This window comes from Streptococcus pseudopneumoniae, from assembly GCF_001072375.1.
Classification (GTDB): Bacteria; Bacillota; Bacilli; order Lactobacillales; family Streptococcaceae; genus Streptococcus; species Streptococcus pseudopneumoniae_L.
In genome coordinates this window covers 15,126-36,202 of record NZ_JVKV01000026.1, presented here as the reverse complement: position 1 = coordinate 36,202, position 21,077 = coordinate 15,126, and the positions used below count along the sequence as shown (strand labels likewise).

The 21,077-nt window shown below is 39.0% G+C and carries 18 protein-coding genes; 17 read left to right on the top strand and 1 reads right to left on the bottom strand.

Translation table 11 applies throughout. The annotated features are described in order from the left end of the window. Window positions 1-48: 48 nt before the first annotated feature. Entirely contained in the window at window positions 49-1,500 is a 1,452-nt protein-coding gene (locus tag ADH31_RS02105) for an alpha-amylase (RefSeq protein ID WP_049508714.1), read from the bottom strand. Between the two features lie 246 nt (window positions 1,501-1,746). On the opposite strand from ADH31_RS02105, the gene ADH31_RS02100 reads away from it, so the two are divergent. The 17 genes from ADH31_RS02100 (at window position 1,747) to prfB (ending at window position 21,075) form a co-directional block, all read left to right on the top strand. Next, window positions 1,747-2,910, top strand: coding sequence for a class I SAM-dependent rRNA methyltransferase (locus tag ADH31_RS02100; protein WP_049508711.1), 1,164 nt, complete (start codon window positions 1,747-1,749; stop codon window positions 2,908-2,910). Then, complete coding sequence (gene aroD / locus ADH31_RS02095) at window positions 2,907-3,584, top strand: type I 3-dehydroquinate dehydratase (protein ID WP_049508709.1); 678 nt, start codon at window positions 2,907-2,909, stop codon at window positions 3,582-3,584. The genes ADH31_RS02100 and aroD overlap by 4 nt, the downstream gene beginning before the upstream one ends. After that, window positions 3,574-4,431 carry a shikimate dehydrogenase gene (locus tag ADH31_RS02090; protein WP_049508708.1) on the top strand — a complete coding sequence of 286 codons (858 nt, stop codon included), beginning with the start codon at window positions 3,574-3,576 and terminating at the stop codon, window positions 4,429-4,431. The genes aroD and ADH31_RS02090 overlap by 11 nt, the downstream gene beginning before the upstream one ends. Before the next feature lie 16 nt (window positions 4,432-4,447). Beyond that, window positions 4,448-5,515, top strand: coding sequence for a 3-dehydroquinate synthase (aroB, locus tag ADH31_RS02085; protein WP_049508706.1), 1,068 nt, complete (start codon window positions 4,448-4,450; stop codon window positions 5,513-5,515). Between the two features lie 9 nt (window positions 5,516-5,524). Beyond that, the gene (aroC, locus tag ADH31_RS02080) at window positions 5,525-6,691 is read left to right on the top strand and encodes a chorismate synthase (protein WP_049508704.1); all 1,167 of its coding nucleotides are present in this window, start codon (window positions 5,525-5,527) and stop codon (window positions 6,689-6,691) included. 9 nt (window positions 6,692-6,700) lie between these two features. Next, window positions 6,701-7,804: a prephenate dehydrogenase gene (locus tag ADH31_RS02075; RefSeq protein WP_049508702.1), complete on the top strand. Its 1,104-nt coding sequence runs from the start codon at window positions 6,701-6,703 to the stop codon at window positions 7,802-7,804. Between the two features lie 11 nt (window positions 7,805-7,815). Then, the gene (locus ADH31_RS02070; protein ID WP_000065982.1) at window positions 7,816-8,154 is read left to right on the top strand and encodes a YlbF/YmcA family competence regulator; all 339 of its coding nucleotides are present in this window, start codon (window positions 7,816-7,818) and stop codon (window positions 8,152-8,154) included. Between the two features lie 89 nt (window positions 8,155-8,243). After that, a complete protein-coding gene (gene aroA, locus ADH31_RS02065; protein ID WP_049508700.1) occupies window positions 8,244-9,527 on the top strand; it encodes a 3-phosphoshikimate 1-carboxyvinyltransferase in 1,284 nt (427 codons plus the stop codon). Next, window positions 9,520-9,996, top strand: coding sequence for a shikimate kinase (locus ADH31_RS02060; RefSeq protein WP_049508697.1), 477 nt, complete (start codon window positions 9,520-9,522; stop codon window positions 9,994-9,996). The genes aroA and ADH31_RS02060 overlap by 8 nt, the downstream gene beginning before the upstream one ends. Then, complete coding sequence (gene pheA / locus ADH31_RS02055) at window positions 9,993-10,841, top strand: prephenate dehydratase (RefSeq protein ID WP_049508695.1); 849 nt, start codon at window positions 9,993-9,995, stop codon at window positions 10,839-10,841. The genes ADH31_RS02060 and pheA overlap by 4 nt, the downstream gene beginning before the upstream one ends. Then, window positions 10,838-12,157: an LCP family protein gene (locus ADH31_RS02050; protein WP_049508693.1), complete on the top strand. Its 1,320-nt coding sequence runs from the start codon at window positions 10,838-10,840 to the stop codon at window positions 12,155-12,157. Before pheA ends, ADH31_RS02050 begins: the two co-directional genes overlap by 4 nt. 140 nt (window positions 12,158-12,297) lie before the next feature. Next, on the top strand, window positions 12,298-13,134 hold the full coding sequence (locus tag ADH31_RS02045) for a LicD family protein (RefSeq protein ID WP_049508690.1): 837 nt from the start codon (window positions 12,298-12,300) through the stop codon (window positions 13,132-13,134). Further along, a complete protein-coding gene (locus tag ADH31_RS02040; protein ID WP_049508687.1) occupies window positions 13,131-14,102 on the top strand; it encodes a glycosyltransferase family 2 protein in 972 nt (323 codons plus the stop codon). Before ADH31_RS02045 ends, ADH31_RS02040 begins: the two co-directional genes overlap by 4 nt. A 20-nt stretch (window positions 14,103-14,122) precedes the next feature. Continuing rightward, window positions 14,123-16,279, top strand: coding sequence for a LicD family protein (locus tag ADH31_RS02035; RefSeq protein ID WP_049508685.1), 2,157 nt, complete (start codon window positions 14,123-14,125; stop codon window positions 16,277-16,279). A gap of 43 nt (window positions 16,280-16,322) precedes the next feature. Beyond that, window positions 16,323-17,135, top strand: coding sequence for a LicD family protein (locus ADH31_RS02030; protein WP_049508683.1), 813 nt, complete (start codon window positions 16,323-16,325; stop codon window positions 17,133-17,135). 37 nt (window positions 17,136-17,172) lie between these two features. Then, window positions 17,173-19,683 carry an MBL fold metallo-hydrolase gene (locus tag ADH31_RS02025; protein WP_049508681.1) on the top strand — a complete coding sequence of 837 codons (2,511 nt, stop codon included), beginning with the start codon at window positions 17,173-17,175 and terminating at the stop codon, window positions 19,681-19,683. 296 nt (window positions 19,684-19,979) lie between these two features. Then, window positions 19,980-21,075, top strand: a protein-coding gene (gene prfB, locus ADH31_RS02020; RefSeq protein WP_152904321.1) for a peptide chain release factor 2 whose coding sequence is annotated in 2 segments (ribosomal slippage) — window positions 19,980-20,051 and window positions 20,053-21,075 — 1,095 coding nt in all. Because the reading frame shifts where the segments join, the coding sequence is not laid out codon by codon here. Window positions 21,076-21,077 lie beyond the last annotated feature (2 nt).

The following is a 21,077-nucleotide window of genomic DNA, read 5'->3' as shown; positions in this document are numbered from 1 at the left end:
GATGGAAGCTGACGTGGTTTGAAGAGATTTTCGAAGAGTATTAATTGATTAGTTAGCCAGTCCCCAGACACTAAGAGAGCGTTCTGTAACTGGGAAATCTCCATAACCTTCAGCATTGATGGTTACTTGGTCAGGATGGTTACCAAGCAAATCAACAAAGGTTTGGTCAGCCCATTCTTGACCGACGAACATAGTTTTAGAGTTTGCTTGGGCATTAGAAATCACGATGGCAAGTGGCGATTGATTCTCAGCTCCTGAACGGACCCAACCGATACAATTAGGGTCATCAAAGTAGTCCGTTTGCTCTCCATAAGCCAACTCTTTTCGGATAGCTAGCAAACGGTCGAGGACATCCTTGAAGTCTTCTTGAGCATATTGACCAGAAATACCATAGTAGTCTCCATAAAAGACACATGGGAGCCCCTGCTCACGCAAAAGAATGAGGGCATAGGCTGCTGGTTTAAACCATTCTTCAACAGTGGATTCAAGAGCTTGGCCACGTTGAGTATCATGGTTATCGACAAAGGTTACAGCTCGGTCTGGATTGAGTTGTACTAGACTATCCTCAAAGATGGTTGTTAAATCATAGTCTTCTCCAGCCTTGCTTGCTTCAAAGAGATTTTGGTGAAGGCGAACATCGACAAGATCAAAACGCTCTTCAATCTTTTCAAGGTAGTCCAGATTTGCTTCCTTGTCTGGATTCCAGAATTCTCCAAAGACATAGAAATCTTGGCCATATTTTTCTTTGATATCGCGAATGAAGTTGCGCATAAAGAAAGAGTCAATGTGTTTAACTGCATCCAAACGGAAACCTGTTACGCCAGTCGTTTCCAAAAACCAATCTGCCCAGTCGTAAATATTTTGTATCACTTCAGGATGTTTGAAATCTAGATCGGCATACATAAGATAGTCGTAATTGCCATTCTCATTGTCGACTAATTCCTCATGAGCCCAGCCTTTATTATCACCTTGTATCAGATAGATACCAGACTTACGGCGTTTAGCATCGTAGTCAGTTCCAGTAAAGTGGTACCAGTGCCAGTGGAAGTCATTGTAGGTGTTTTGTCGTCCATCAAAGGTAAAACCAGTCCAGCCATTGATGGTAAAAGGTTCTCCTAGTTCCACAGTTCGATCTTCTGGATCCACTTCTATTACTTGGAAAGATTCTAAATGGTCAGCGGCTGCCTTATGATTTAAGACGATATCAGCCATTGGTTGAATCCCATGAGATTTTAAAGTTTGGATGGCATGAAGATAGTCTTCTTTAAAGCCATACTTGGTACGTACAGTACCCTTCTGATTAAATTCTCCAAGGTCAAACAAGTCATAGACGCCATAACCAACATCCTTTTCATTTGTTGCTTTAAAAGCAGGTGGCATCCAAATGTGACTAATACCTAAGTTGGCTAGGTGTTCAGCGTCGTCAGCTAGGCGTGTCCAGTGCTGACCGTCGTGGGGCAGATACCACTCAAAATATTGCATTAGGGTTTGATTCTTCATAGTTGATCCTCTTACTTACAGTGATGAGAATTATTGTAGCATAAAGCTAATGAATACGCAAACGTTTGCGTTGTAATTAAACTCTTTGAATTTTATGTCTATTTTTCAACTGGAAGTGTTGAAATACTATAAAAGAAAAATAGTAGGACTAATGGGAGGAAAAATTCTCTCAGATAGGGCAAGATGATGGATGAATCAATAGTTTCTATTTTGTGAATTGTCACAAAATTTGTTATAATAGTATTTATGAATAAAGTATTCGTCAGTAGACGTGTTGAAAAAAAACTAAACCAAGGTCTAGTACTTTTGGAGGAAATTGATTTTCCAGAACTATCTGAAACTGATCAAGAAGTTGAGTTATTTAGTCAAAACAAGCAGTTTTTGGGCATGGCTTATTTATCTCGTCAAAATAAGGGGATTGGTTGGTTTGTAACGAACCAGAAGCTTTCTTTTAACCAAAAATTCTTTGAAAGTTTGTTTGAAAAAGCCAAACAAAAACGTTCTTCTTACTATCAAGATGAGTTGACAACTGCCTTTCGTTTGTTTAATCAAGAAGGCGATGGCTTTGGTGGAATGACTTTGGATCTCTATGGAGATTATGTTGTTTTTTCATGGTATAACTCCTATATCTATGGACTTCGCCAAGAGATTTTAGCAGCTTTTGCTCAGGTTTTCCCTGAAGTCTTAGGTGCCTATGAAAAGATTCGTTTTAAAGGTCTAGACTATGAGTCTGCCCATATCTATGGTCAAGAAGCACCAGAAAATTTTACAGTTCTTGAGAATGGAGTTCTCTATCAAGTCTTTATGCACGACGGTTTTATGACAGGCATCTTCTTGGACCAACATGAAGTGCGTGGTAGCTTGGTTGATGGTTTAGCCATGGGCAAGTCCTTACTCAATATGTTTTCCTACACAGCAGCTTTCTCAGTTGCTGCAGCAATGGGAGGCGCTAGTGAAACAACCTCTGTAGATCTAGCCAAACGTTCCAGAGAACTGTCAGAAGCTCATTTTCATGCCAATGGACTCAGTCTTGACAATCATCGTTTCATTGTTATGGATGTCTTTGAATACTTTAAATACGCTAAACGTAAGGGCTTGTCTTATGATGTGATCGTTCTTGATCCACCTAGCTTTGCCCGTAATAAAAAGCAAACTTTCTCTGTAGCTAAGGACTATCACAAGTTGATTTCCCAGAGTTTAGAGATTTTAAATCCGGGAGGTATAATCATTGCTAGCACCAATGCTGCCAATGTTTCCCGTCAAAAATTTATAGAACAAATCGACAAAGGATTTGCAGGAAGAAAGTACCAGGTTCTTAATAAATATGGACTTCCAGCAGACTTTGTCTACAATGCAAAAGATGAAAGTAGTAATTACCTTAAGGTGATTAGCATGAAGGTAACTAAATGAAATTAGTCGTTTCAGTAATGCCAAAGAGTTTAGAAGAGGCGCAAGGAATCGATGCCATGCGGTATATCGATGCTGATATCATTGAGTGGCGTGCCGACTTCCTACCTAAGGAAGCTATTTTACAGGTAGCTCCAGCTATTTTTGAAAAATTTGCAGGTCGCGAACTCCTCTTTACCCTACGAACTCGTGCTGAGGGAGGCGAGATCGATTTGGATTCGGCGGAGTATGTACAAATTATCAAAGATGTAGCTCAACTCTACCAACCAGAATACATTGATTTTGAGTATTTTTCTCACAAGGATGTTTTTGAAGAGATGCTTGATTTTCCAAATCTAGTCTTGAGTTATCATAATTTCCAAGAAACTCCAGAAAATATGATGGAAATCTTATCCGAGCTTACCAGCCTAACGCCCAAAGTGGTTAAAGTATCGGTTATGGCTCATACAGAACAAGATGTATTGGACCTTATGAACTTTACACGTGGCTTTAAAACACTGAACCCAGAACAAGAATATGTGACGATTTCTATGGGGAAAGTGGGCAAGGTTTCTCGTATTACTTCAGATGTGACGGGTTCTAGCTGGTCTTTTGCAAGTCTGGACGAAGCCAGTGCTCCAGGACAGATTTCACTTTCTAGCATGAAAAAAATTAGGGAGATACTAAATGAAGATTGATGGCTACACACGTTTAGCAGCTGTAGTCGCCAATCCTATCAAACACTCCATTTCACCTTTCATTCACAACAGAGCTTTTGAGGCAACTCATACCAATGGGGTTTATCTTGCTTGGGAGATAGAAGGAACAGACTTGGCAGAAACAGTTGCCAACATTCGTCGTTACCAGATGTTTGGAATCAATCTTTCTATGCCCTACAAGGAGCAGGTGATTCCTTATTTGGATCAATTGAGTGAAGCGGCTCGTTTGATTGGTGCTGTCAATACAGTGGTGAATCGAGAAGGAACTTTAATCGGATATAACACAGATGGCAAGGGATTCTTTAAGAGCTTGCCTTCTTTTAAAATATCTGGGAAAAGAATGGTCTTGTTAGGAGCAGGCGGTGCAGCCAAGGCAATTTTGGCGCAGGCAATCTTGGATGGAGTCAGTCAGGTTTCTGTCTTTGTTCGTTCGGGTTCAATAGAAAAAACAAGACCTTACTTAGAAAAATTACAAAATGAAACAGGGTTTAAAGCAGATTTATTTGCTTTAGAAGATGTTTCTGAACTGCAAGCAAGGATAACTGATTCGGATTTACTGGTAAATGCGACTAGTGTTGGTATGGATGGAGTATCTCTGCCAATCCCAATAAGCATCGTTTTACCAGAAAAGCTCTTGGTAGCAGATGTGATTTATCAACCCTTTGAAACACCATTTCTAAAGTGGGCAAGAAACCAGGACAATCACGCTGTTAATGGCCTAGGCATGTTGCTTTACCAAGCTGCGGAAGCTTTTCAGTTATGGACAGGTAAGGAAATGCCAACCGATCAAATCTGGGAATTACTAAAACAAAAGTATCAAAAATGAAAAAAGGAGAACTGCTATGAAAATCAAAATAGACCTTCCCCACCATCCTTATGATATTCAGATTGAAAAAGGATGCTTGTCTCAAGCAGGAAAATGGTTGCGGGAACTTTGGCAACCACAAAAAGTGGTTATCGTTACGGATAACCGTGTGGCTTCCCTCTATGCAGAAAAGGTCAAATTGAGCTTGGAGGATGCTGGTTTTCAAGTGGCAGTTTTTGACTTTCTAGAGGGTGAAGAACGAAAAAATCTGACTACTGTTCAGAAAGTCTATGAATTCTTAGTTAAGCAAGGTTTAACTCGTAGTGATGGCATCGTTGCACTTGGTGGCGGAGTGGTCGGAGACTTAGCTGGCTTTGTAGCCTCAACCTATATGCGAGGAGTTCATTTCGTTCAAATTCCAACTAGTTTGACTGCCCAGGTTGATTCCTCTATCGGTGGAAAAACTGGAGTTAACACCCCTTTTGCCAAGAATATGGTAGGAACTTTTGCCCAGCCTGATGGTGTTTTGATTGACCCGACTGTTCTTGAAACCTTAGGGAAGAGAGAGTTGATTGAAGGAATGGGTGAAGTCATCAAGTATGGCCTCATCGAAGATCCAGAGCTCTGGAACCTATTATCTGAAATGGACGGTTCTGTGGAAAGCATTTTGGAACATGCAGAGAGTTTGATTGAGCATTCTTGTCAGGTGAAGCGCAAGATGGTAGTTGAAGATGAATTGGACAACGGTGTCCGCCTTTATCTTAATTTTGGTCACACAATTGGCCATGCTATTGAGGCAACTGCTGGTTATGGGCGTGTCATGCACGGTGAGGCAGTAGCTATGGGAATGGTTCAGATCTCTAAGGTAGCTGAAGAAAAAGGGCTCATGCCAGCTGGAATCACTCAGTCTATCCGAGAAATGTGTCTGAAGTTTGGATTGCCAGTTGAGTACGAAAACTGGGACCTTGACAAGCTTTATCATGCTTTGACTCATGACAAAAAAGCGAGTGGAAATACCATGAAGTTAGTTTTGGTACCAGAGCTTGGTTCAGCTACCATTCACCCAGTTTCTCTTGAAGAAATGAAAGATTACTTGGTAAAATAAGGAGAATGTATGAGATATTTAACAGCAGGAGAATCACACGGTCCTCGTCTGACAGCAATTATTGAAGGAATCCCAGCAGGCCTTCCTTTGACTGCCGAGGATATCAATGAGGATCTCAAACGTCGTCAAGGTGGCTACGGCCGTGGTGGCCGCATGAAGATTGAGAGTGATCAGGTTGTCTTTACTTCTGGCGTTCGCCACGGGAAGACGACAGGGGCTCCCATTACCATGGATGTCATTAACAAAGACCACCAAAAATGGCTAGATATCATGTCTGCCGAGGATATTGAAGATAAACTTAAAAGTAAACGAAAAATCACTCATCCTCGCCCAGGTCACGCAGACTTGGTTGGGGGCATCAAATACCGCTTTGATGATTTGCGAAATTCCCTAGAACGTTCATCTGCTCGTGAAACGACTATGCGAGTAGCAGTCGGGGCTGTGGCCAAGCGTTTATTGGCTGAGCTTGATATAGAAATTGCTAACCATGTTGTTGTTTTTGGTGGTAAGGAAATCGATGTTCCAGAAAACTTGACAGTCGCAGAGATTAAGAAACTGGCTGCCCAGTCAGAAGTTTCTATCGTTAACCAAGAACGTGAGCAGGAGATCAAGGACTATATTGACCAAATCAAACGCGATGGTGATACCATCGGTGGTGTTGTCGAAACGGTTGTCGGTGGCGTTCCAGTAGGTCTTGGTTCCTACGTCCAATGGGATCGCAAACTAGATGCAAGATTAGCTCAAGCGGTTGTCTCCATCAATGCCTTTAAGGGTGTGGAGTTTGGACTAGGCTTTAAAGCAGGTTATCTCAAGGGTAGCCAAGTCATGGATGAAATCCTCTGGTCACCAGAAGATGGCTATACTCGTCGTACCAATAATCTTGGAGGTTTCGAAGGTGGTATGACCAATGGTCAACCGATTATTGTTCGTGGGGTTATGAAACCTATCCCGACCCTCTATAAACCATTGATGAGCGTTGATATTGAAACCCATGAACCTTATAAAGCAACGGTGGAGAGAAGTGATCCAACCGCTCTTCCAGCGGCTGGTGTCGTTATGGAAGCAGTCGTAGCAACGGTCTTGGCCCAAGAAATTCTAGAGAAATTCTCCTCAGATAATATGGAAGAATTAAAAGAAGCTGTTGCAAAACATCGGGAGTATACAAAGAATTATTAAGGAGTTCTTATGGCAAAAACCATCTATATTGCAGGACTAGGTTTGATTGGTGCTTCCATGGCACTGGGAATCAAGAGGTATCATCCTGATTATGAAATTTTAGGATACAATCGCAGTCAGGCATCTAGAGATATTGCCTTGGAGCGAGGAATGATTGATCGTGCGACGGATGATTTTGCCAGTTTTGCTCCACTAGCAGATATTATCATTCTGGCCTTGCCCATCAAGCAAACCCTTGCCTTTATCAAGGAATTGGCTAACTTGGATTTGAAAGAAGGTGTCATTATTTCCGATGCTGGATCGACCAAGTCAGCTATTGTGGCTACAGCAGAGAAGTATTTTGCAGATAAGCCCGTTCGCTTTGTTGGAGCGCATCCTATGGCAGGTAGTCATAAGACAGGAGCGGCCTCTGCAGATGTTAATCTTTTTGAAAATGCCTACTATATCTTCACGCCTTCGAGCTTAACGACTCCAGACACGCTCGAAGAAATGAAGGACTTGCTGTCAGGTTTGCACGCTCGTTTCATTGAAATCGATGCTGAAGAGCATGACAGAGTGACTTCTCAGATCAGTCATTTTCCTCATATCTTAGCATCAGGTTTGATGGAACAAACTGCTAGTTATGCTGAAGAGCATGAGATGGCCCGACGTTTTGCGGCAGGTGGTTTCCGTGATATGACTCGAATCGCCGAAAGTGAGCCAGGAATGTGGACTTCTATCCTCTTATCCAATCGAGAAACTATTATTGAACGCATCGAGGATTTCAAGCAACGTTTAGATGAGGTTGGACAAGCTATTAGTAAGGGTGATGAAAACCAAATCTGGAACTTTTTCAATCAAGCGCGGGAGCAACGCCAAGCTATGGAAATCCATAAACGTGGCGGTGTTGACAGTTCTTATGACCTCTATGTCGATGTTCCCGATGAGGAAGATGTTATCTTGCGCATCTTGGAATTGCTAAGAGGAACTTCCTTGGTCAATATCCATATCAATGAGGAAAACCGTGAAGATATTCACGGTATTCTGCAGATTTCCTTTAAGAATGCTCAGGATTTAAAACGTGCTGAGCAAGTCATTACAGAAAATACGAATTACACAGTCGTTATTAAATAAGGAGGACAATTATGTCAAATATTTATGATAGTGCAAACGAACTTAGTCGTGGACTACGTGAGTTGCCTGAATACAAGGCGGTTAAAGAAGCTAGAGATGCTATTCAAGCCGATGCAGAAGCTAGCAAGATTTTTGCGGATTATGTTGCTTTTCAGCATGAAATCCAAGTGATGGCCCAAACTGGTCAAATGCCAGACGCTTCTTTCCAAGAAAAAATGGAAAGCTTTGGCAAGTTGATTCAGGGCAACGCTCTCTTGTCAGCCTTCTTTGCCAAACAGCAACAACTTTCTATTTATCTATCTGATATTGAAAAAATTGTTTTTGAACCAATTTCAGAACTTTTAAAATAAGAATTTACCTCATAAAGTCAGGAATTTTTAAGAAATTTCTGACTTTTTATGATAAAATAAGAAAAAGTATTGTCAGTATGAGGTCTAGTATGAAGTTAAAAACAAACATTAACCATTTGAATGGTAGTATTCGAGTACCAGGTGATAAGTCCATCAGTCATCGCTCGATCATTTTTGGGAGCTTGGCTGAGGGTGAGACTAAGGTTTATGATATCTTACGTGGTGAAGATGTTTTGTCAACCATGCAAGTTTTTCGTGACCTTGGTGTTGAGATTGAGGACAAAGACGGTGTCGTTACCATTCAAGGTGTTGGTATGGATGGATTGAAAGCCCCTCAGAATGCTCTCGATATGGGGAATTCTGGTACCTCTATTCGTTTGATTTCAGGCGTCCTTGCTGGTGCAGATTTTGAAGTGGAGATGTTTGGAGATGACAGTCTTTCTAAACGTCCGATGGACCGTGTGACCCTTCCATTGAAAAAAATGGGAGTTAGTATTTCAGGTCAAACAGAGCGAGACTTGCCACCCTTGCACTTAAAAGGTACAAAAAACTTAAAACCTATTCATTATGAATTGCCGATTGCCTCTGCTCAAGTTAAATCAGCCTTGATTTTTGCGGCTTTGCAGGCTCAAGGTCAGTCTGTCATCATTGAGAAGGAGTGCACTCGTAATCATACAGAAGATATGTTGCGTCAATTTGGTGGAGACTTGAGTGTCGATGGTAAGAAAATCACAGTTCAGGGGCCACAGAAACTAAGCGGGCAAACAGTTGTCGTTCCAGGAGATATTTCTAGTGCAGCCTTTTGGTTGGTGGCAGGTTTGATTGTTCCTAATTCTCGTGTGGTGCTTAAGAATGTCTGTATTAATGAAACTCGTACAGGGATTATTGATGTTATCCGTGCGATGGGTGGCAAATTAGAGATTACTGATATTGATCCAGTGGCTAAGTCTGCAATCTTGACTGTTGAAACTTCAGATTTGAAGGGAACAGAGATTGGTGGAGCTTTGATTCCACGTTTAATTGATGAATTACCAATTATTGCTCTCCTAGCTACTCAAGCTCAAGGGCAAACGGTTATCAAAGATGCAGAGGAGCTTAAGGTCAAAGAAACTGATCGTATTCAAGTTGTCGCGGATGCTTTAAATAGCATGGGAGCAACTATTACTCCTACAGCAGACGGCATGATTATCAAAGGGAAATCTGCCCTCCATGGAGCCAGAGTCAATACCTTTTGGGACCACCGTATCGGCATGATGACAGCCATTGCAGCGCTTTTAGTGGCAGATGGAGAGGTTGAATTGGATCGTGCAGAAGCTATTAACACTAGCTACCCAAGCTTCTTTGATGATTTGGGGACTTTGATTCATGGCTAAGGTTTTACTTGGATTTATGGGGGCAGGAAAATCTACTATTGCTAGAGGATTAGATTCTGACTTTGTAGACATGGATGCCTTGCTTGAAGATCGACTGGGGATGCCAATTGCTCGTTTCTTTGAAGAAAAAGGAGAAGCAGCCTTCCGTCAGATAGAAGAAGAAGTTTTGGTTGATCTGCTAAAGACAGATCAAGTTATCTCCACAGGAGGAGGAATCGTTATTTCTCCTCGAAATCGTGCCTTACTCAAGCAAAATCCAGACAACATCTATCTTAAAGCAGATTTTGAGACCCTTTACCAGCGAATTTCAGCTGATAAGGACAATCAACGCCCACTATTTCTGAACAATAGTAAGGAAGATTTGGCTGCGATTTTTAAAGAAAGACAGGCTTGGTATGAGGAAGTAGCTAGTAAAGTTATCGATGTGTCCAAGCTAAGCCCAGAGGAAATTATAGAGGAACTGAGATGAAAATTGCCTATTTAGGTCCCAAAGGATCTTTTTCGCACCATGTGGTGCAAACGGCTTTTCCTCATGAGGAACTGGAGCCATTTTCAAATATTACAGACGTTATCAAAGCCTATGAACAGAGATTGGTAGACTATTCAGTAGTGCCGGTTGAAAATTCCATTGAAGGTAGTGTTCATGAGACTCTGGACTATCTTTTCCACCAGGCTCGCATTCAAGCTGTGGCAGAGATTGTTCAGCCAATCCACCAACAATTGATGGCAGTGCCAAGGCAATCTAAAATTGAGAAAATCTTTTCTCACCCACAAGCATTGGCACAAGGGAAGAAATTTATTGACGAGCATTATCCAGATGCGCAACTGGAAGTCACTGCCAGTACAGCCTACGCTGCGCGCTATGTTTCTGAGCATCCTAATCAACCATTTGCGGCGATTGCCCCAAGAAGTTCTGCAGAGGAATATGGTTTAAAGCTGATCGCTCAAGATATTCAAGAAATGGAAGCCAATTTTACTCGTTTTTGGGTTTTGGGACTTAAATTACCACAAATCCCCTTGAGTCCAGGTTCTGAAAAGATGAGTCTAGCTTTGACCTTGCCAGATAATCTTCCAGGTGCATTATACAAAGCACTTTCTACCTTTGCATGGCGCGGGATTGACTTGACTAAAATTGAGAGTCGTCCCCTAAAAACAGCCTTGGGCGAATACTTTTTTATCATTGATGTCGCTTATACTGATAAAGAACTGGTCCATTTTGCTCAAAAAGAACTAGAAACGATTGGAATCCAGTATAAAGTACTAGGTGCTTATCCTATCTATACCATACAGGATAAAGGAAAGGAGAAGGAATGACTAGAGAGAATCCTTTGACACACCATGAAAAACTGAGATATGACTATCTTTTGAAAAATATTCATTATTTGAATGAAAAAGAAAAGAGAGAATTTGACTTTTTACATGCTAAGTTAGAAGGTCAAAAAGGTTCAGCGGAAGTTTTCAATCCAGAAGTCAAAGAACAACTTCTTTCAGACTCTGGTATCGACCTACCAACCTATGCTAATCGTAGCCGTTCTAGCCGCCGTAGTGGTGGGGCTCAACTGGAAACAAAGGTTCCAAAAGCTAAGAAGCAAAAGAAAAAAAGAGGTTTTCGTTTTAAACGCTTATTTGCTTGGTTAGGGATGTTATTCCTTTGTGTAGCAGTTGGAATGATCGTCATGTTCTTAAAGGGATTCCAATCGGCGAATCCTAATAGCTCAAATGGGCCCAAAGATGCCAAAGCTGCTCAGGTTGAAGTCTTCAATGGACAAGATACGCGTGATGGGGTTAATATTCTTATTTTGGGTACGGATGGACGTATCGGACAGAATAGTGCAGAAACACGGACAGATTCCATTATGGTTCTGAATGTAAGTGGCAAAGATAAAAAATTGAAGCTCGTTAGCTTTATGCGTGATAACTTGGTCTATATTGATGGATATAGCCAAGTCATCAATGGTCAAAAACAGACCGACCATAAATTAAACTTAGCCTACGAATTAGGGGAACAAGAAGGTAAACAAGGAGCTGAAATGGTCCGCAAGGTCCTCAAGGATAATTTTGATCTAGACATCAAATATTATGCCCTTGTTGATTTCCAAGCCTTTGCGACTGCCATTGATACGCTTTTCCCTGATGGTGTGACCATTGATGCTCAGTTTTCAACTCTAAACGGGGTCCCAGTTACAGAAGCGACTGTAGGAGATGACTTGCACGCAACGGAAACTGAGTCACCGACTCAAACCATTCGAGCTGGGAAACAACAGATGAATGGTTCGACTCTTCTCAACTATGCACGTTTCCGTGATGATGATGAAGGGGACTATGGCCGTACTCGTAGACAGCAACAAGTCATGACTGCTGTTTTACAACAAATTAAAGATCCGACAAAACTTTTCACTGGTTCGGAAGCTCTTGGTAAAGTATTCGCCATGACCTCTACAAACCTTCCATATACTTTCTTATTGACCAATGGCTTATCAGTCCTTGAAGGTGCGCAGAATGGTATTGAAAGATTGACAGTTCCAGAACTTGGAGACTGGGTAGACGACTTTGATGTATACGGTGGTCAATCCCTTCGAGTGGACCAAAAAGCTTATCAAAATAAATTGGCCCAAATGGGATTTAGATAAAATGTAAAATGAATCAGAGCTTAAGATACCTATGAAAATAGGTATCTTGGGCTTTGATTTTTCACATGGTCAGATGGATTTATAAACTATTTTTATGGTATAATAAAATGATGTATTCTATAGAAGAGGAAGAGAATAAGATGAGTGATTTAAAGGCAATTCAAGCTCGTAGCCTAGAGATGGCTGAATATTTTGTCGCCTTTTGTAAAGAACACGATTTGCTCTGTTATTTGTGTGGTGGAGGAGCTATTGGAGCTCTACGAAATAAAGGTTTTATTCCTTGGGATGATGATTTAGACTTCTTTATGCCCCGCAAGGATTATGAAAAATTAGCAGAGTTATGGCCTCGTTATGCGGATGAGCGTTACTTCTTATCAAAAAGTGATAGAGACTTTGTTGACCGCAACCTCTTTATCACTATTCGAGACAAGGAAACAACTTGCATAAAGCCTTACCAACAAGATTTGGACCTCCCACATGGCTTGGCTCTGGATGTTCTTCCCTTGGACTACTACCCTAAAAATCCAGCTGAACGTAAGAAACAGGTACGTTGGGCTTTGATTTATTCTCTCTTTTGTGCCCAAACAATTCCAGAAAATCATGGAGCTCTCATGAAATGGGGAAGCACGATTTTATTAGGATTAACTCCTAAAGCCCTTCGTTATCGTATTTGGAAAAAGGCTGAGAAAGAAATGACCAAATATGGACCAGCTGAAAGTGATGGCATCACAGAGTTATGTTCAGGGCCAGGATACATGAAGAAGAAATATCCAATTCAAGCCTTTGAAGACAACATTTTTCTGCCATTCGAAGGAACAGAAATGCCTATTCCAGTTGGTTATGATGCCTATCTCAGTACAGCTTTTGGTGACTATATGACACCACCACCAGCTGACAAGCAAGTGCCTCACCACGATGCCCTTATAGCAGATATGGATAAGAGTTACACTGAATATAAGGGAGAATATGGGGCATGATGAAAGAAAAAATTAGCGTTATTGTTCCAGTTTATAATGTAGAAGCTTATTTGGAACGATGTGTTGAGTCAATCATAAAGCAGACTTATACCAATTTTGAATTGCTTCTTATTGATGATGGTTCGACTGATCAGAGTGGTGCCTTGTGCGATCAGTTGGCATCTAGAAATGAAAATATCAAAGTTTTTCATATTAAGAATGCAGGAGTTTCAAATGCTAGAAATGTAGGTATTCAAAACTCAACAGGAGAATGGATAACTTTTGTTGATAGCGATGATTTTATTACCAATGATTATTTGGAAACTTTAATAAGCGCAGTTGATGGTGATGATTCAATTGGATTTAGTATAGCTCGCCTCCATCATATAAAAAATGGTCAAATTACAGAACTACCAGTTTTTTCAGGAAAAGAAGAAAAGTGGTCGACAGAGCAGACAATGAGAGAATTATTGACGACAAGTAAAACTTCTTTTTTCCCTGTTGCAAAATTATTTAAAAGAGAGATTATTTTAGATTTTACATTCAATACAGACTATCATTTGGCAGAGGATGCTTTGTTTTTAACAGAAGTCTTACTAAAAACCAAATGTTCAAGCGTATTTATTGACAAACCAATCTACTATTATGATCATCGACAGGGGAGTGCGACAACTTCTATCAACAATCATGTATTTGATACCATAGAGGTCTATAAGATTATTATTTCTGAAGTTTTTCAAATATTTCCAAAACTCAGACCTGAATTAGTGAATAGAGAATGTTGGTCCTATATCACAGTGTATGATAAAATAATTTTTACAGATTCAAGCCAATATCGAACAGAAAAAGTTAAGTTGAGAAAGTGGATTATTACTCATTTATCTGAGATATTAAAAGACCCTTATTTTACTAGTTTTCGGAAAATAGCCATTTTGTCACTGGGAATTTCTCCATGGATTTATAGACAAATTGTAGGCTTGAATAAATAATGTCATTAAAGGAGTTGAAGATGAATTTTTCAAAAATGAATGAATGCTTTGAAAAATCAAAATTTTGGATTTTATATCTGTTTGTTTTTATATCAATTTTAAGCATGAGTTCCTTAGTTTATAAAGTAACAAATCCTGTTTACAAGGGATTATCAGCAGTTGTTGTTCTTTGTATTTGTTTAACCTTATTGTTAAATTGGAAACGATTAGAAATCGATAAGAAATTTCTAGGTTTATTTGGGCTTTTGACGGGGAGTCATCTAGTAGCAACACTTGTTAACCGTTCAGGCCACTTACTTGGAAATATGGTTGAAATTTTCTTTATGCTGGCTTATGTTTTATTATTTACCATGGTAAAACCTAATCAGCTAAGGAAGTTGTTAGGTATGATTGCAGGAACCTTACAGATTGTCTCATTTGCTTCGGCTATATTTGCTTTTGCTTTATTACTTTCAAGAGTTTTAATTCTATTTCAGATTGGAGAGAACTCTTATTATTACGGAGTAATGAATGGCCGATTATGGGGACTTGTTAACCCTAACGCCAGTGCGATTTTCTCATACATTAGTATAGTTTTTGCTATGTATTTAATACATAAGGGAAGCAAATACTCTGTTTATCTTAAAATTAATAATATCATTCAGTTAGTTTATTTTGCAGCTATGCAGAGTAGGGGCGCACTTTTATCAGTTCTTCTAATGCTAGTATTCTATTGTGTTTTTATCGCTAGGGGAAAATTTGCCAAAAAATGGCTAACTTTTCTAGTAGCTAGTATCTTATTAACAGGTAGCAATATTGGTATTAGTTATTTAACATCGGTATATATTTCAGCGGCCAAGGCAACTGTAATTGACTTAAATAAAGGTGAATCTTATTCTGAAACTGATTCGGATGTTGCTAAGAAAAATGGGGAGCTTCACTTGATTGAAACAACTCCAAGTGGACGTACATATATTTGGAAAAATGCAATCAAAATGGGACGTGCAAAACCTCTATTTGGTTATGGTGTTCGAAATGTTACCGATTACTATACAGAGTACTTTAGTAAATTTGAAATTCAGAATTCGCTGATTGGTGGGAACTTCCACAATATATTTGTAACAATTTTTGTAAGTTCAGGATTATTAGGTTTACTTTCTTTCATCATTTTAATTAGTTATATCGCTGGAAGATTTGTTACTTATTTAATTGTGTCTAAGAAGAATAGCGAAAAATTTATTATGATTCTATTTTTTGGTATTTTATTTGGTCAGTTGTTTGAGAGCCAAATTATGTATTCAACCAATTTCATCAACATCATTTTTTGGTTAGTTGTGGGATATGGTCTAATGATCTGTGAAAAAGAAAAAAATATTCGTTACAAAGAAGTAACTGATATTTCTGAAATTCAACAAATGGAGTTAGGAATCATGGAGTATATCCATGAAGTGTGTCATAAAATTGGTGTCAAATACTTCTTGTCCTATGGTAGTTTAATTGGTGCAGTTCGTCATAAAGGCTTTATTCCTTGGGACGATGACATGGATATTTGTATGCTTCGTGATGATTATGAAAAGCTGCAAGATTATATGATTGCACATCCAGACGAGCGCTATGAATTAATGTCTTATAAAAATAATGTCAATTATGTCTATCCATTTATGAAAGTTCAAGACAATCATACCTATTTGGTTGAAGAAGATGTTCGAATTGATTCAGATATGGGGATTTATGTTGATATTTTCCCCGTAGATGGTTATGAAGATGATCAGGCATTTAAGGACAAGATGACCAAGATTATTAAAAAGCGTCAATTAAGTTGTTACACTTTTAAAGGAATTACCAATACTAAAAGTGTAGTAAATTCAATTATCCGCTATATTTCTGTTATTATCTTTTATTTCACTAACACAAATAAGTATGTTTCCCAGATTGATGAATTGGCTAAATCTAGAAAAGTAGAAGATTATGAATTGGTGGACTATGTTGTCTATAAAGATATGAATAAGCCCGTTTGGAAACGTGAGTGGTTAGAAAAAGTTGAAGCTGGTAGCTTTGAAGGTAAGAAATTTATGATTCCAAAACATTATCATGAAGTTTTAACTTCAGATTATGGAAATTATATGCAGTTACCACCAGTTGAGCAACAAGTTTCGCATCATGACTTCAAATTGTGGAAGATTACTGAAAACCAATAGATTATTATTTAAACAAAGAAGTAGAGATTAGGAGCGATAAATAATGTCTGAAAAAATCTTAAGCCTTGAAGAAATCAAGCAAATTGAGCTTGGAATTCTAGAATACTTACACCAAGTTTGTGAAAAACATGATATCAAATATTTTATCGATTTTGGCACTTTATTAGGTGCAGTTCGTCATAAAGGTTTTATTCCTTGGGATGATGATACAGACATTTCTTTAGCTAGAGATGAATTTGAAAAGTTATATGCAGTTCTAAAAAATGATAACCACCCATACTATAAGCTGATTTCTTTTAGAGAAACCAAGGGATATCCATATAGTTATATGCGAGTTTACGATATTCGAACACGGAGAGATTCGAATCTTTTAGATTCAAGTGTTGTTCTTGGAACTTGTGTAGATGTCTTCCCGTATGATGGTCTTGTTACAGATGAACAAGATCGTAAGAAAATGAAGCTCTATAAGCAATTAATTCGTCTATCGTCGTTAAACTTTAAGGGAATTAAATATGAAAATGGAGGAATTAAAAATCTTCCTCGTTATATTGCATCAGCAATATTTAGATTTACTTCTCCTCAATTGTGGAATCAAAAACTTGAACAACTTGCATTAAAATATAGTGTTGAAAATTCTACAGACTTAGTTTGTTCAACTTATGACTCTTACTATCCAGCTGGTATTAAAACAGAATGGCTGTATGATACAATTGATATGCCTTATGAAAATCTAATCCTAAAAGTACCAAGAAGATATCATGAGATTCTTGTCTATGAATTTGGGGAAGATTATATGACTCCACCTCCTGCTGACAAACAGATACCAGGAAATGAGAAGAATTATTGGATTGATTAGCGAAAGAGTATATAAAAAATAGAAAGTTGAATGCCTTATGAAAACTATTAAAAAATCAATATTACTTAGTGCCTTGATCTTATCGGCATCAATAATTCAAGCACAAACAGTAAATGCAGATACAATCTCAGCAGGTTCAGGGAATCGTATCCACTTTATTAATACAAAAGCTAACTCTGGAAGTGATGCTATTTTACTAGAAAGTAATGGTCACTATGCTTTGATTGATATGGGAGAGGATTATGACTTTCCGGATGGAACGGATACACGTTATCCAAATCGATGGGGAATTTCTATTAATAATTATCAAGTTTTGGAAGATCGGTTGATTCGACATCTTGATCAATTAGGTGTCAAGAAATTAGATTTTATATTAGGAACTCATGTTCATAGCGACCATATTGGTGGAGCAGATGAAATTCTTAATCGCTATCAAGTCGATAAATTCTATTTGAAAAAATATTCGGATCAACGAATTACAAGCACTTGGGGATTGTGGGATAACCTTTTCAATTATGATAATGCTCTTCGTGCTGCACAGAATAAGGGAGTTACACTTATTCAAGACATAAAGGATGAAGATAGCAAGTTCAAATTTGGGGATATGGATATTCAACTTTATAATTATAAAAATGAATATGATGCTGATGGAAACCTAAAAAGAGTTCTTGATGATAATTCCAATTCAATTGTTGCAGTAGTGACTGTAGCAGGAAAAAGAATTTATCTTGGTGGCGATTTGGATAATGCTGAGGGAGCTGAAGATAAATTAGGACCTGTTATTGGAAAAGTGGATATGATGAAATGGAATCACCATTACGATGCCAAGATTTCTAATACAATTGGTTTCATTGATCACCTTTCTCCTAGTATGATTATCCAAACAACTGGAGGAGATATTAACCTCGCTTCAACGAGAGACTATCTAAAAAATAAAAATATTCAAGTGATTCACGCATCAAGTAAAACTCAGGATGCAACTGTATTTGATATTAGTGATAAAGGCTTTACAAATGTTTCAGGAGATTTTCCGAATATTCCTACTGTTGAAGAGAAATGGTATAAAGAAGATGGTTACTGGAAGTATCGTTTAAAAGATGGTCAGATGGCTATCGGTTGGCATGATATTGCTGGTGCTACATATTTCTTTAACGGAAAAGGTCAAATGCAGAGTGGTCGTTGGCTCCGTATCACTGACGAATGGAATGGAGAACCAAAATTTAATGATTACTACCTAAACAATGATGGTAAAATGCAGACGGGTGGTTGGTTCTATCATGATAATACTTGGTACTATATCCAGTCAAACGGTGCAAGACGTTACAATGAACTAGCTGAAATTGGTGGTCAAAAATACCTCTTTGATAAGGATGGTAAAATGCTAACTGGCATACAAGTCTTCAATGGTAAAAAGCTGTTGTTTGCAAGTAGTGGTGCTCTTCAAACAGAAGGAACAGCATCTGGTTGGCAAAAAATAGATGGAAACTGGTACTACTTTGATGAAGAGGGAACTCGAATCGTTGGAAAAAAAGAAATCAATGGAGCTACCTATTATTTCAATCAAGAAGGGGTGATGAAAACCGGTTGGATCTTTACTGAAGGTCATTGGAACTATTTTGCAAGTTCTGGAGCTATGAAAACAGGTTGGGTTAAGGATAAGGGTACATGGTATTATCTGGATAAAGACGGTGTCATGCTAACGGGTCTTCAAGAGATTGATGGCACTCGTTATTACCTCAATGCAAGTGGAGCTATGCAGACCGGTTGGAAATGGTTAGACAATCATTATTACTACTTCACAACTAGTGGATCTATGAAGACAGGTTGGCTTAAAGATAAAGAACTCTGGTACTATCTAGATAAAGACGGCATCATGTTAACAGGTCTTCAAGAGATTGATGGAACCCGATATTACCTTAATACAAGTGGGGCTATGCAAACAGGTTGGAAATGGTTTGATAATCATTATAGTTACTTCACAAGTAGTGGAGCAATGAAGACAGGCTGGCTCAAAGAAAACGATCTTTGGTATTATCTAGATAAAGAAGGTATCATGCAAACTGGCCTTCAAGAAATCGAAGGTACTCGCTACTATCTAAATGCAAGTGGAGCTATGCAAACTGGTTGGAAATGGCTGGACAATCATTATAGCTACTTTACAAGCAGCGGGGCCATGAAGATTGGCTGGTTCAAAGATAAGGACACATGGTACTATCTAGACAAGGAAGGCATCATGCTAACAGGTCTTCAAGAGATTGATGGCTCTCGTTATTATCTCAATACTAGCGGCGCAATGGAGACTGGTTGGAAACAGTTGAATGGCAACTGGTACTATTTCCAAGCAGATGGTTCACTTCTAAGAAATGGAACAACACCTGATGGCTACAATGTCAATCAAGATGGTATTTGGAGCTTAAATCCTGTAAAAGAGGACGAAGTTCAGGGAAATCAAGCAGATCCTAAGAAGGATTCTGATAAGCCGGTAGATAAGGAAGAAAAATCAGCAGATGCCCAAGAAACTTCGACTTTGAAGGCAGATAAAGAATAAGTGCTTTCTACCTCATACTAAGTTTTTGAGAAAGTTCCCTATGTGCTAGTATTTCAGTCATTACCTAGCTTTCTCATGAAATAGTATTTATATACATCTCAAAGAATCGATCAATGTTTTTAGAATGAGAATATTGATCAACTTTGGGATGTTTTTTGATTCTTTACCCCCTATATTGTTGAAAACATCCTCTTTGTCTTCAAATAGAAATATTTTGATAAGAAATTTTAAAACCGACTGATTAGATAAATAAGAAAAATTATGGTATAATAAAACGATACGAAAAAGGAGTATATATGGACATTTCAGAAATTCGTCAAAAAATTGACGCCAATCGTGAAAAATTAGCTTCTTTTAGGGGGTCTCTTTGACCTCGAAGGGTTAGAAGAAGAAATTGCCATTTTGGAAAACAAAATGACAGAACCTGATTTTTGGAACGATAATATTGCGGCCCAAAAAACGTCGCAAGAATTAAATGAACTAAAAAATACCTACAATACCCTCCATACCATGGAAGAGTTGCAGGATGAGGCTGAAATCTTACTAGACTTTTTAGCAGAAGATGAATCTGTCAAGGATGAGTTGGTTGAGAAGCTAGTTGAACTAGATCAGATGATGACTAGCTACGAGATGACTCTGCTCTTGTCAGAGCCTTATGATCATAATAATGCTATTTTAGAGATTCACCCAGGATCTGGTGGAACAGAAGCCCAAGACTGGGGCGATATGCTCCTTCGTATGTATACTCGCTATGGAAATGCCAAAGGCTTCAAGGTTGAGGTCTTGGACTACCAAGCCGGTGATGAAGCAGGAATCAAGTCAGTAACCTTGTCTTTTGAAGGACCAAATGCTTATGGTCTTCTCAAGTCAGAGATGGGGGTTCACCGTTTGGTCCGAATCTCACCATTTGACTCTGCTAAACGTCGCCACACCTCATTTACTTCTGTAGAAGTCATGCCAGAGTTGGATGATACCATCGAAGTTGAAATCCGTGAGGATGATATCAAGATGGATACCTTCCGTTCAGGTGGAGCAGGTGGACAAAACGTCAACAAGGTTTCAACAGGTGTCCGTTTGACCCACATTCCGACAGGGATTGTCGTTGCATCAACCGTTGACCGTACTCAGTATGGAAACCGTGACCGTGCGATGAAGATGCTCCAGGCAAAACTCTATCAAATGGAGCAGGAAAAGAAAGCTGCTGAGGTAGATGCCCTTAAGGGGGATAAGAAAGAAATCACATGGGGAAGTCAGATTCGCTCCTATGTATTCACCCCTTATACCATGGTGAAGGATCACCGTACCAGTTTTGAAGTTGCGCAGGTAGATAAGGTCATGGATGGAGACTTAGATGGTTTCATCGATGCCTATCTAAAATGGCGTATTAGTTAAAA

Coding starts and splice junctions, on each gene's coding strand:
- ADH31_RS02105 (WP_049508714.1), bottom strand. CDS start 1,500: ATGAAGAATCAAACCCTAATGCAATATTTTGAGTGGTATCTGCCCCAC.
- ADH31_RS02100 (WP_049508711.1), top strand. CDS start 1,747: ATGAATAAAGTATTCGTCAGTAGACGTGTTGAAAAAAAACTAAACCAA.
- aroD (WP_049508709.1), top strand. CDS start 2,907: ATGAAATTAGTCGTTTCAGTAATGCCAAAGAGTTTAGAAGAGGCGCAA.
- ADH31_RS02090 (WP_049508708.1), top strand. CDS start 3,574: ATGAAGATTGATGGCTACACACGTTTAGCAGCTGTAGTCGCCAATCCT.
- aroB (WP_049508706.1), top strand. CDS start 4,448: ATGAAAATCAAAATAGACCTTCCCCACCATCCTTATGATATTCAGATT.
- aroC (WP_049508704.1), top strand. CDS start 5,525: ATGAGATATTTAACAGCAGGAGAATCACACGGTCCTCGTCTGACAGCA.
- ADH31_RS02075 (WP_049508702.1), top strand. CDS start 6,701: ATGGCAAAAACCATCTATATTGCAGGACTAGGTTTGATTGGTGCTTCC.
- ADH31_RS02070 (WP_000065982.1), top strand. CDS start 7,816: ATGTCAAATATTTATGATAGTGCAAACGAACTTAGTCGTGGACTACGT.
- aroA (WP_049508700.1), top strand. CDS start 8,244: ATGAAGTTAAAAACAAACATTAACCATTTGAATGGTAGTATTCGAGTA.
- ADH31_RS02060 (WP_049508697.1), top strand. CDS start 9,520: ATGGCTAAGGTTTTACTTGGATTTATGGGGGCAGGAAAATCTACTATT.
- pheA (WP_049508695.1), top strand. CDS start 9,993: ATGAAAATTGCCTATTTAGGTCCCAAAGGATCTTTTTCGCACCATGTG.
- ADH31_RS02050 (WP_049508693.1), top strand. CDS start 10,838: ATGACTAGAGAGAATCCTTTGACACACCATGAAAAACTGAGATATGAC.
- ADH31_RS02045 (WP_049508690.1), top strand. CDS start 12,298: ATGAGTGATTTAAAGGCAATTCAAGCTCGTAGCCTAGAGATGGCTGAA.
- ADH31_RS02040 (WP_049508687.1), top strand. CDS start 13,131: ATGATGAAAGAAAAAATTAGCGTTATTGTTCCAGTTTATAATGTAGAA.
- ADH31_RS02035 (WP_049508685.1), top strand. CDS start 14,123: ATGAATTTTTCAAAAATGAATGAATGCTTTGAAAAATCAAAATTTTGG.
- ADH31_RS02030 (WP_049508683.1), top strand. CDS start 16,323: ATGTCTGAAAAAATCTTAAGCCTTGAAGAAATCAAGCAAATTGAGCTT.
- ADH31_RS02025 (WP_049508681.1), top strand. CDS start 17,173: ATGAAAACTATTAAAAAATCAATATTACTTAGTGCCTTGATCTTATCG.